9 protein-coding genes are annotated in these 12,182 nt (G+C 45.3%); 3 read left to right on the top strand and 6 right to left on the bottom strand.

Features of this window, described 5'->3' with window-relative positions:
* The first annotated feature begins 300 nt into the window (after window positions 1-300).
* Window positions 301-1,410: an extracellular solute-binding protein gene (locus QUA10_RS24340; RefSeq protein ID WP_333085125.1), complete on the top strand. Its 1,110-nt coding sequence runs from the start codon at window positions 301-303 to the stop codon at window positions 1,408-1,410.
* Window positions 1,411-1,581: 171 nt separating this feature from the next.
* On the opposite strand, the gene QUA10_RS24345 is transcribed toward QUA10_RS24340, so the two are convergent.
* From QUA10_RS24345 to QUA10_RS24365, 5 genes are all read right to left on the bottom strand, one after another.
* Entirely contained in the window at window positions 1,582-2,520 is a 939-nt protein-coding gene (locus tag QUA10_RS24345; protein ID WP_333085126.1) for a DUF1963 domain-containing protein, read from the bottom strand.
* A 102-nt stretch (window positions 2,521-2,622) separates the two neighbouring features.
* Window positions 2,623-3,129 carry a hypothetical protein gene (locus tag QUA10_RS24350; RefSeq protein WP_333085127.1) on the bottom strand — a complete coding sequence of 169 codons (507 nt, stop codon included), beginning with the start codon at window positions 3,127-3,129 and terminating at the stop codon, window positions 2,623-2,625.
* 231 nt (window positions 3,130-3,360) lie between these two features.
* Complete coding sequence (locus QUA10_RS24355) at window positions 3,361-6,594, bottom strand: PAS domain-containing protein (protein WP_333085128.1); 3,234 nt, start codon at window positions 6,592-6,594, stop codon at window positions 3,361-3,363.
* A gap of 668 nt (window positions 6,595-7,262) precedes the next feature.
* The gene (locus tag QUA10_RS24360; RefSeq protein WP_333085129.1) at window positions 7,263-8,393 is read right to left on the bottom strand and encodes an aldo/keto reductase; all 1,131 of its coding nucleotides are present in this window, start codon (window positions 8,391-8,393) and stop codon (window positions 7,263-7,265) included.
* Between the two features lie 5 nt (window positions 8,394-8,398).
* Complete coding sequence (locus QUA10_RS24365) at window positions 8,399-8,905, bottom strand: bifunctional nuclease family protein (protein ID WP_006635481.1); 507 nt, start codon at window positions 8,903-8,905, stop codon at window positions 8,399-8,401.
* 396 nt (window positions 8,906-9,301) lie between these two features.
* Between QUA10_RS24365 and ribE the strand changes: the two genes are divergently transcribed.
* Together ribE and QUA10_RS24375 are read left to right on the top strand one after the other, a co-directional pair.
* Entirely contained in the window at window positions 9,302-10,015 is a 714-nt protein-coding gene (ribE, locus tag QUA10_RS24370; protein ID WP_333085130.1) for a riboflavin synthase, read from the top strand.
* 85 nt (window positions 10,016-10,100) lie between these two features.
* Window positions 10,101-10,925 carry a DUF4339 domain-containing protein gene (locus QUA10_RS24375; protein WP_333085131.1) on the top strand — a complete coding sequence of 275 codons (825 nt, stop codon included), beginning with the start codon at window positions 10,101-10,103 and terminating at the stop codon, window positions 10,923-10,925.
* A gap of 298 nt (window positions 10,926-11,223) precedes the next feature.
* Here the strand turns inward: QUA10_RS24375 and QUA10_RS24380 are convergent, their stop codons facing one another.
* A complete protein-coding gene (locus QUA10_RS24380; protein WP_333085132.1) occupies window positions 11,224-12,114 on the bottom strand; it encodes a glycosyltransferase in 891 nt (296 codons plus the stop codon).
* Window positions 12,115-12,182 lie beyond the last annotated feature (68 nt).

The following is a 12,182-nucleotide window of genomic DNA, read 5'->3' on the forward strand; positions in this document are numbered from 1 at the left end:
TTGGTAATTTACTTTCATACAATCGTCCTTTTGCTAGAAGTGCTATTGTAGCATATTTTTGGAGAAGTGGTATAAGTTGACGGAGTTTTCGGCATCGGAAAGCTTGATCGACAAGTTAGAAGGTAAAATCAGGGCAAGAGCCAAACAGACTCTCTTCGCAGCAGAACCGAGTACAATGGCTCTGTGTTTGAGGAAGAAATAAGACAAAATCGGCGCCAACTACCGGACTCGACAAACAATTATTTCCCGGGCTGTAGAACACAAAACGATGGGTCAATATTTAGAAAAGCGGATTCACAGGTGAAACGAAGGTCTTTGCTATTGGGGGCCGCCACCCTAACTTTAAGTCAATTGGCGGCAGGGTGCGACTCGAAGCCCATTCTCAAAATTCGATCGCTCAAAAACGGTATTCCGGCCCAACTGGTAAGCAAATTTAGCCGCGATGTACAACCGTCTCCGCTTTTGCAGGTAACGCAAGAAGCACAATTAAAAGAATTATTCGCCCTGTTGCAGGAGTGGAAACGGGTTCCCGAATCAAAAAATCAAGCTAACTTGGTGATGTTGGGAGATTACTGGCTGACTTTGGCAATTAGGCAAAAATTGATTAAGCCGATCGATCCTGCTAAGTTTGCTAATTGGCCACAATTGCCCGAAAGATGGCAAAAACTCGTCAGGCGCAACGATGAGGGTAAATTAGATCCTCAAGGTAAAGTGTGGGCTGCACCTTACCGCTGGGGAAGTACGGTAATTGCCTATCGAACCGACAAATTTAAGGCTTTGGGGTGGACTCCGACAGATTGGAAAGACTTGTGGCGAGTCGAATTGCGCGATCGAATTTCTCTGCCAGACAGTGCCAGAGAAGTTATCGGTTTAACTTTAAAAAAGCTCGGAAAATCTTACAATACGCAGCAATTAGATAAAGTCCCAAATCTTAAAAAAGAACTCGCAAATCTGCACCAACAAGTTAAACTTTATAGTTCTGACTCTTACCTGCAACCATTAATTTTAGGCGATACTTGGTTGGCAGTAGGTTCCTCTGGGGACTTGCTGCCGCTGCTGCAAACTCAAAAGGATATTGCTTTAGTAGTTCCGGTTTCGGGAACTGCACTTTGGACGGATTTGTGGGTACAACCAGCATCAGGTAATCCAGTTTCTTTAGTTGACAAATGGATTGATTTTTGCTTGCAGCCTCGGATTGCTCCTCAATTATCTTTGCTGGCTAAGGCTAGTTCGCCGATAATTGTCGGCATGAAACCCGAAGATTTGCCGGAAGCTGTTCGCACTAATTCTGTGTTGTTGCCGGATGCTAAGATTCTTGCTGCTAGCGACTTTCTGCTGCCGTTTGGGGATGCTGGGATTGCACAATATCGATCGCTCTGGCAAGAAATTCGGCAAGTCGTGAAAAGTTAAAATGTAGGGTGCGTCAGTCACCAGCCCACAAGCGCCGAGAAAATCATCAAAACTGACGCACCTTAAACCGTAGGATTCATCAGTCACCAGCCTTGTGTGTGTAGCAAAGCAACAAACGGCAGTGAAATAACAAACAAAACAGCAGGGGCGGAAAGTGTTAGTATTTTAATTTTAAGAACAATCGTAATTATAAATCACCTGAGAAAAATCTAAATTTTCTAAGTCCTCAGCACGAATCAAAAAGTTACCTACTCCACAATCACCCCAACGAATCTCATCATCACTAATCATGTGTAAGAGTACAACTTTATGGTCTTTGTATTGCGGACTATCCTCACGAGGATCAGTTTGCGTAAAGTAGCCGTATCCCCCTATTTTATGGTGATTCTCGTATATATTACCAGAATACCACTCAAATAATCTGTTATCATCTTCCCAAATTATATCCAAATAATTTTGAAGCTTTTGTTCTCCCAAAAAAGTATCAAATTGATAGTCCGCTGGATTCACCCACGACTTGTCAAAACTAAACTGTAAAGCCAAACATTCTTGAGAATTATTCACATCTTGGTGCTGTAAAGGTGAATAATAATGTTCATAAATACAATAGGAAGGAGGATAATCAATCGGACAATTATTTTCGTCAAAAGCTTGCCACCCACTAAATTTTTTATTATTTAAAGTTGAATATGTCTCATTTATATCCAACAAAAAAGCAAAATCTGTTTGACAATTATTTCTGTCAACTTCTAAAAAATACAATACTTTGAAATCTTTTTGATTGTCCAAGTTCTCTGGATCCATTCCATACCAACCTAGATTGTTACTAATATAAAATTGCAAAATTCCTTGTTTGGGAAAAGGGGCTAAATATGGCACTTGGGCAAAGATTTCCTCAAAATTGATTTGTGCCAAAAGGTGCATATATTTTCCATCACTATCTTTGGGAAAATCGTAACCTTTCGGCAAGTAAGGCACTCCGCCAAATTTGCTTGACCACAAATCTGTAGCCTTGCGTTCGTAAGTGATTTTGATAACAGGCTTTTCTGAACTTTCAATTTCTTGGCGAAAAGGTTCTAATTCAGCAGGAAGATCAAGGTTTGTTTTCATTTTTTTATACGAATTATAAACGGCATTTATCCGCTAAAATGTGGGTGCGTCAGCTTTTGATTTATCGATTATCCCAAAAATCTCTCTAGCTGACGCATTCTACTAAAAGCCTTTGAGTTTGCCTCGGATACCGGGATTTGAGAGAGATTCTAAATCGATTTTGCAGCCCGATCGATCGCCCTTGCACGAATAAACTGCCAAAGCCGTGCCTTGACGGTTGCAAACTCGCACATTGTAACCGTATTCGGTGGCGACAGTTCCAAAGCGGTTGACAAACTGATAGCGTTCCATATAATCGAGCAAACTCCAAAGTTGGCGGTTAACTATGATAATTACCCAAGTATTGCCGGGATCGACAAACCAGCGATCGAGCAATTTGCCGCCATAGAGTTTTTGAGCTAACCACAGACTCGGCACACTTTTTTCGGTTTGCGAAAGCGGAGGCGGCGGGAAATTAGCAGCGTTGCCAGTCGGGCAGCTCGGCTGCTGGGAATATGCGGCAGATTGTCCCCACAGCAAGGCTCCGAAGCACGCAGAACAGGCGATCGGGAACAAAAATAAACTTTTTGTCAAAATGCAATTCTTGCGGGTATCAACATGGTATTTCATAATTATTTTTGGCTTTTTTATATATTTTCTATAGGTGCGGGTTTTACCAACCATCCATGTCGGAAAATCGCCATCTAGAAAACCCGCCCCCGCATAACACATAACCTACATCAACCTTACATTTTATTAGAGGCCAAAGATGTACATTGCGATTTTTTGTTGTGTGGTGCGGGTTTATTAGATTGTTTTTTTTTGCTTTTATTGTTGGTAAAGCTCCCCACTACAGTCATGTTAAAATTCCGATCGCCTAAACAATGAAGCAGGCAGACAAGCAGTAAAAGTAGAACCGCAATCTAACTCGCTAGTTACTTCAATATCGCCGCCCATCATCTGACAAAAACGCTGGCTGATAGTCAGGCCCAAACCTGTACCGCCGTACCTGCGAGTAGTTGAATTGTCAGCTTGAGTAAAAGGTTGGAACAGTCGCTCTTGCTGTTCTGGTGTCATGCCGATGCCCGTATCGGTGACTCGGAAAATTAAAAAGTCTGCATCCAAAATTAACATTTGAGCAACTCTCGGTTGATATTTATTTTTTAATTCTTCACTGGTAATTCTTTCGACAGTAAGCACGATCGTCCCATTTGCAGAAAATTTAGCAGCATTGCTGAGCAAATTCAGCATTACCTGCCGCACTTTCATCAAATCGCCGTGCATTGCGCCGATATTGTCAGAACTCAATACTTGCAAAGTATTGCCGTTTTTATCTATTAGGGGTTTGATAGTTGTGATCACCTCCTCGATTAAGCCTCCAACATCGAAGCTTTCGAGGTAAATCTCCATCTTGTCAGCTTCAATTTTGGAAATGTCAAGAATGTCGTCAATTAGGTGCAGCAAGTGTTTGCCAGCAGTGCGAATTTTGTCTAAATCCGAGACTACCTCTAAATTGCCTAACTCTTCGGCATCTTCCGCTAGCATATCGCTGTAGCCGATAATCGCGTTGAGGGGAGTGCGTAACTCGTGGCTCATGTTTGCCAGAAAAGCACTCTTGGCGCGATTGGCGAGTTCTGCGGCTTCTTTGGCCAACTGCCATGCTTCCTCAGCGTCTTTGCGTTCGGTGATATCCCGCAGTGTCGCCACCACGGCTTCGACGCTGCCGTCTGTCGCACAAACCGGGCTGAGAATGTACTCGTAGTCGCGGGTTCCCCAGTTTGCGGTGGGGACAATTACTTCGCCTTTCACGGGTTCGGCTGTGACAAATATGCCCTGGCATTCTTGGTGAACCCGTTGCATAATTGTGGGCGACCAGCCTAATTCCTGCCAGGTTTTGCCAATCATTTCTCTGGGGTTCATGCCGGCGGCTTGAGCGGCGGTGCGGCTGACATAGGTGTATTTTCCCGATCGATCTACTAGAAAAATTAGGTCAAGAGAAGCGCCGAGAATGCCGTCAACTGTTCGGGCGTGTCGGGCTACCTGAGCAGTCATTTGTCTGACTGTGATGGCGCCGCGGACTCTGGCGGCGAGTTCAAACCGCAAGAGTTCGTTGGCTTGTTTGAGGAATAGAGTGCGCTGTTCGACTTCTATTTCTAGTTCTGCTTTGGCTTTTTCTAGGGTGAGTTCGGCAAGTTTGCGATCGCTCACATCTGTAGAAATTGTACCGACTGCATAAGCTTTACCTTCGGAGTTGCAGAGGGGAAACTTCAGAGAAATATAAGTGTGCGGGCCGTCGTCTTGAGGGATGATTTCTTCGAGGGTGAGGGGCGAGGAGGATTCGAGAACTTTCAGGTCATTTTCTCGCAAGGCTGCTGCTTTGTCTTGGGGAAAAATATCGCCGTCGGTTTTACCTGTTATTTGCTCTTTTGCGATGTCAAACAAATTGTCAAAATGGCGGTTGGTGAGCAGGTATTTTCCCTCAAGGTCTTTGATGTAAATTACTGCTGTTGAGTTGTCTAAAATCGCTTGCAGCAGTGCTTCGCTCTTTCGCAGGGCTTTTTGAGTGTTTTGGCGATCGACTATTTCTGGCTGCAATTCCAAGTTGAGGCGATTTAAGTCTTGCCAAGCTTCCTGGACTAGATTTAAGGCGATCGCGCTTTTTTCTAATTCTGTATTTTCTGTATTTACCTGCCGCGACTGGTTTGAAACGGAGTTTTCGGGCAATTCTAGGGGTTGGAAAGCGAGCGCGATGTGGGGATTTGCGATCGGGCGAGCGCCCGCCAATTTTTTATTATATCGAAAATCTACGGCTAATTGACCATCTAAACTCGATTTCTTGGGAAATAAATCGGGGAATTCACCGAAATTTAAATTGTCATAAATTATATCAAATGTCCGCGAGCGCTGGTGCGGTTCGGCGCTGGAGTTAAATGCCCAATTCCCGTCTGCTGTTGATAAATCTGAGTTAGCGGGTTTGGCAATCCGGCGAGTGACGGCAACTCCCAAGGCGAAGGGGACAAGGGCAGCCGCAGACATTGCCAGCAGCCAGTTGTTGCCCCACCAAGTTGCGATCGAGGTTTTGGGGATGCCCCGAACTAAAATTGCTGCGGGTTTTCCCGCTAAATTGCCGAGGGATTTGGCAGCTACTGCATAAGTTTGACTGCCTGTTTGTACGTTTCCGGCGACTGGTTTGCCGCCACCGGCGAGTGCAGATTGTAGGAGAGATTTGTCTATGGAATTTAAGTCTGGTAACTGTTGTTTTTTTGTAACTGCTTGCGAACTTGCCAAAACAAATTTGCCGTCAGCCAGCGGTGCGTAGATAGCCTGATATCCGCCGCCCTGTAAATTGAGGTTTTGGCTGCTAGCAACTACCGACGTTGTGCTGATAATTTTTCCTAACACTAAGGCCGCAATCACTGTCTGAGTTTTTGGATCTTTTATGGGAATTGCTGCGTAGTGGACGAGAACAGGGCGATCGCCCTTTCCGGGTGGCAAAGATCCCAATTGTTTCTGAACTTCTGATTTGGTAATGATTTCGGTAGCCGTAATTGGGTTTTTTGCACCAAATGCTCGATCGACTATTTTTTGCAGTTTAAAAATTTTTCCCTTCTGGTTGGAGTTGACGCTAACGACTATCTGCCTGTTTTTTCCCACTAATGCCGCGCTGTCTATTTCCCCTGTTTTGACTTGATTTTCTAGAATTTGCTTGACAGATTTTTGCAAATCTGATACTTTTTTGCCGCTGTTGTAAGCTAAGGCTGTTTGGGCGATCGTTTTGCTGTCAGAAGAGTTTTGCAAACGGTCGGCGGCGCGATCGAGTTGGAGATTGTAGTTAATTTCACTAAGGCTCAGTTCTGATTTAGCTTGATTTTGCAGTTGATTGTTTGCAACGGCAGATGTTAGCAAAACTGCTGCTCCCGTTAGCCCAACTGGCAAAATTGTTTGTAAAGCCACCAGTCGAATTAGCTGTTTTCTGGTGACGGACAAGTTGTAAGTGGACGGATTGAAAGCTGCTTTCAATTTTCTTTCGGAAGTCGCAAGTTTAGTTTGCTGCAGACAATTTTGCTGGCTGTCGTTTAACTGAGTATGAGCCATAGTAGTAGATGCGAGATGGGTTGTAGATGACAGGCCATCAATTAATCGGAAAGGGAATCAATTTTAGATTTTAGATTTTAGATTTTAGACTTCGGCGTGAGCGATCCGTTGAACGATTTTATATTTTATATCGAGTTCGGTTAATCACTTATCATAAAATTGTTCGGTCGCGCCGCCAAACAAGCAAGAAAATGAATTGGTATTCTCAAAGAAGTCAGCTTCTAGGTGTTAATCAGATTGTGTTCTTTAGTTGCTTTTACATATAGTATCGGCTCCTATTTAAAGTGTGTTGGGAACATCCAAATGAGTGCTTTCACAGGAGTGTTCGCGGTTCGAGGTAAGCTTTGCTGTGCAAGATACTCGCACTCCTCAAAAACGCTTTTTGCAAAATCGGGATGCTCCCGCATACAGTCGTAAAACGAAGTAGTTTCTCGATCGACTGTATCGTAAATTCAGTTAAACTGAGATGTTGCACGATTCTCAATAAGTTTTTTATGGGCGGGCAGGATGTCCAACCCCTACTCCCCACAAGAAATTAATTCTTTGTGGAACAGGCCGGAAAGCCTGTTCTTGAGAATAGTGCAAGATGTAAGGTTAAACCAAAGTTTAGCGTAATTATTGCAAAACTTAGATACGCTCGATCGCCTTTTCCCGCCTTCACCTTTTTTTCAATCCCACAACCGCCTGCCTGCTTTGCCGCCCAGTCGCTGGTGAGTATCTTTGAGCAAAATTGGGATGTCTAACTCTTCGGGACACCTGGGCAAACATTCGCCACAATCGGTGCAGCGGTTGCCTTTGCTGCCGGGGAACCAGTGTCCGGCATTTTCAAACATGGCGTAGCGGTATTTGCCAAAGTCAGTCATGTCGCACCCGACGGCGAGATTGCGGAGTCGCAATACTTCGGGAATGTTGATGTTTTCCGGGCAAGGCAAACAGGCATAGCACTGGCTGCATTTGTCGGTTTTCAAAGTGGCTGCAATAGCCGATTCTAGCCGATCGAACGCAGCGATTTCGGCGTTGGTGAGGGGAAAGTCGCGATCGCAATATTTCAGAGGTTGCTCTAATTCTGTCGCATGTGCAGCCCCCACACTCAAAGTCCCAATCCTAGTATCGCTGAGTAAAAATCGATAGTTTAACTCTAAGGGCGAGAAAGGCGAGCACAATTGTGCGAGAGTTTCCGGGGGCGTGTAGAGTTGCCCTCCTTTATCGGCTGGGGAAATGATGAAAACGCCCATATCTTTGTCTTTGGCGAGTTCAATTGCCGGGGCGTTGCGCTGAAAAAAATAGTAATAATGCAGGTTGACAAATTCAAACAAATCTGTATTTATTGCAGCCAAAATCAGATCCAGAGGCCCGTGAGTCGAAAAGCCGACGTGCCGAATGCGACTATCGGCGAGGGCTTTGCGTACAGCTTCCATGCAGCCTGTGGGCGATCGCACCCAAGCCAAATGTTCCCAAGTATTCAAACCGTGAATTGCCAGACAATCGATATAGTCTAAATTCAAGCGTGTGAGGGATGCGTCGATACAGCGTTCCATTGCTGCTGCATCCTCGGTTGGGGAAATTTTTGTAGTGACGTGAAGGCGCGATCGATCGACAGACAAACCAGCCGAAAGGGCCGCGCCAAGATATTCCTCACTGCAACCGTAACCTGCAGCCGTTTCCAGGTGATTGATTCCCTGAGACACCGCCTGTTGTACAGTCTGACAGGCAGTTTCCTCAGAAGCCAAATAGCGCATGGTTCCCAAGGAAAATACCGACAGGTGCAACTCCGTTTTGCCAAACCGTCGATAGCGCATAAAGATTAGGAAGTTTCGCCCGGGCTGAAGCCGCTTCTCTTAATCAAATCCTCTGGACGGAGGTTTGAGATAAATTCCCGGAAGGCCCGGCGTTCGGCCTCATCAGCATCTCGATCGACCGGTATCGAAGCATCGGCGACGACTTCTTCCATCACCCAGATGGGGCAGTTCGTACGCAGGGCCAGGGCGATCGCGTCGCTAGGTCGGGCATCGATCTCTTTTTTGACTTCTCCCTGACGGACGATCAGCACGGCATAGAACGTGTTATCTTGCAGCGAGTGAATAACTATGCGCTCCAAGGTAAGACTCCATGCCTCTAAGAAATTGACCATCAGATCGTGAGTTAAGGGCCGAGGAGGCTTGTGGCCTTCGATCGCGCTAATAATAGCCTTTGCTTGCTCCTGACCGATATAAATAGGCAAAGCCCGTCGCTCCGTAGCGTCTCTCAATAGGACAATAGGACTGCGCGTGGCTGCATCTAAGGCAATTCCAGCGACTTTCATTTCAATCATTCGATCGGCCTCATAGAATTAAGAAACTGTAAGGCAGTAGAGAACTTGGACATAAAGATCACCTAAATCCAGTATGACTTGATCTTCGCCGGAATCTGCAACTGATCTGGGACTATCGATTTTAGATTTTAGATTTTAGATTTTAGATTGACTTGGGGGGAGAGGCAGGGCTGTTTCATTCTCTTGTAGGGGCAGCCCCCCGTGGCTGCCCCCATGTCCCAAACGCCTGTACAGTCGTCTGTGGCGGGGTAGGCACGGGGGCACTACCCCTACAAAATTCATGTTTTTGGTGAGAATGAAACCGCCCTGGGGGGACAGGGGGACGGCAAAACCTCCTGTCTCTGGTTTGTCTCTATGGTTTCATGTAAATAAGCGATCGACTAAGGAAAAATACTTATGTTTACAGGACTAATTCAATCTCTCGGAAAGCTGAAGTCGCTAGGCAACGATTATTTCCAAATTTCCTGCACATCAAAGAACTCCTACCAGATTTTACAAGATTTAGCCATTGGGGACAGCGTAGCCGTGGATGGAGTCTGTTTGACGGTAGTGGAAGTTCTGCCACAAGGTTTTGTCGCCGTCGCTTCGCCAGAAACTCTCCGGCGCACAACTCTGGGATCATTCCCCGATGCTTTGGTGAACCTAGAAACCTCCCTGCGCGCCGGTAGCAAATTGGGGGGACATTTTGTGACGGGACACGTAGATGCGATCGGCACTTTAGCGACATCTACCCAAACCGCTAACGCTTGGGAGATGCGGTTTACTGCGCCACCGGCAGCAAATTCGGGATGGCAACGTCAAATCGCACCTTACATCGTTTCTAAGGGCAGCATCGCCGTCAACGGCATCAGCTTAACCGTGGCAGATTGCGATGCTGACGGCAATTGGTTTGAAGTTGCTGTCATTCCCCACAGTTTTGGTGAGACAAACCTCAGCTATTTGCAACCAGGAAGTTTAGTAAACTTAGAAGCAGATATTCTGGGCAAATATGTCGCCAAATTTCTCCGCAGCGGCTCAAAATCCCATCCCGAACCGTGGGAAGAAACGCCGGCCATCAACAGTTTGGGAACAATTACACCCGAATTCTTAGCAGAACACGGATTTATTTAATCTTCGGGTGCGCGCGGCGCACCTTGCTAAGATAAAACTCGGGGGTTGAAAGCTACTACACAAACGAACTCCTAATTGCAAGCTCATGAAAATTCCATCATGGCCCGCGTGGTTGCCTTATCCTATCTCATGTTTAAAGGGTTTTGTCCTCAGCTACGCTTTCACTTCCACGGTCAAGGATCAATTTCCTTTACAAACTGGTGACAGTCTTGTTCCCATTTTGATTGGAGCTTGGATCTGGGTAGCGCTTTTATTTAGCTTCTTCCACTGGGTTTTTACGTCCGGTGCAAATTTACTGCTGACGCATTTGCCTCAAAAACCTTCATTTGATAATTGGCGCCAGCATCTAACTACTTGGTCGAGTTCAAAGAAGCCACATTGGAAAGAAGGGTTAAATGCTTTCATTATTAGTTTTGTGACTTCTATCCTCGTAAGCTTTGTTGTATTTTCGGTAATCCCCGCACCTAGCAGGCTTGATGCCTACAACAATAATTCCTACGAACTGAGGCAGGCCATGATTCAGGTGAGATTTGCTCTAATCCCCATCGGAATGACAATAACTTCCGCTTACCTCTATCAATATGATCTTTGGGCGCGTCAGCGACGGGCGGCTAAGCAAGAAAAGCGATCGCAGAATTCCACCGCACCTGCTGCAAATCCAATAGAACAAGAACTCAATCAACTCAGGGCTGACGCTGGAGCAACTCGGATGCGACCTGTGAGACAAGCGACTCCCGAAGTTGCTGACTGGTACGTGTTCCGATCGGGTAAAGCAGAGGGCCCGTACACCAAATTACAACTCTGGGAAGTTCAGAAAATTACAGCTCGCACAAAAGTTCGGCGAGGAGAAGGTGACTGGCAACGCGCTGGTGAAGTTTCAGAACTGACGAAATATCTTACACAACAATAGACCTCTTGCAAAATAATTTTGTGCTATTATCGGAAGTTTAGCCAATTTTATAATCTAGCAGGCTGGGCAAGTTTAAGGAAATGCCAATCAACCCAATAATTCAAAGTTTGACCTAAACTTGAGCAAACTTTTAAGGATAACAAATATTTTTTTTGCAAGAGGTCTAAAGAATAAAGTTGTAGGGTGCCTAATCCGCGAATTATTTTATCAATAATTGACGCCTCAAAGCTGACGCACCTACTAGCTCTTACTCCTCTCTCTGCGCTCTCTGCGCTCTCTGCGGTTCATTAATCAAACTCTATTCCTCAACAAAATTTTTTTTCTCCCAAAACAATCCCGCAGCAATTCCTGCCTGAGAAACTAAAAACAATGCAGCAATTAATAGCTTTTGAAAGCCCGGTGCGTGGAAAAATGGATAAGTTAGCAAATTCAGATAAAATGACGGATGTTGTAGTTTCCCATTAGCCCCGCGTTTCGAGATCATTTGCTGAAACAAAAAAGCACCTCTACCATAATTAAATTGCTGTTTCCAAAATTTGCGAAGAGTTAGTGCATGGGAGTGATAGACTATAACTTCGGGAGCGTAAATTGCGGCATTGCCCGAATGCAACCACCGATCGCAAAATTCCCGGTCTTCTCCAGCCGCTAGAGAAAAACTCGTGTCAAAGCCACCGATTTTTTGGAAGGCCTCAGCGGGAAGGGCAAAATTGTTAGAAGTGAAAAATTGCGCGCGATCGCCAATAGCATTATAGTAACTGTAAAGGTAATCGATCAGTTGCTGGCTGGCAGTAGAATAAATGTTATCCGGCAGCGCGTTTACAGTTCGACCTCCGATTAAGCAATCTGGTGTTTCCACAAATCGCTTTTCCAGATTTTGTAGCCAATCTACCCCCACAGTACAGTCATCGTCTGTAAACACTAAAAATTTGCCTTCTGCGGCAAAAGATCCAGTATTTCGCGCAGTTGCCGGGCCGGAGTTGGGTTGTGTCAGAAGGGTGATATTTAGCTGATTTTGAAAAGGCGAAATTGTATTTTCGACAGAGATTTCGGTGCTATCGTTGACGACGATAACTTGAAATTTATCGCGCGGATATTCAATTCCAACAAAAGACTGAATACACGCCGCTAATTTATCGGGGCGATTGTAGGTCGGAACAATAATTGAAAATAGAGTTTTAGCTTGGTTCATGTTCAGTTGACAGTTGACAGTTGACAGTTGACCGCTTTATAGCGACTTCTACTTGGAAGTCCGAGGAT

Source organism: Microcoleus sp. Pol8_D6 (genome assembly GCF_036700965.1).
In the GTDB taxonomy this organism is placed as follows: domain Bacteria; phylum Cyanobacteriota; class Cyanobacteriia; order Cyanobacteriales; family Microcoleaceae; genus Microcoleus.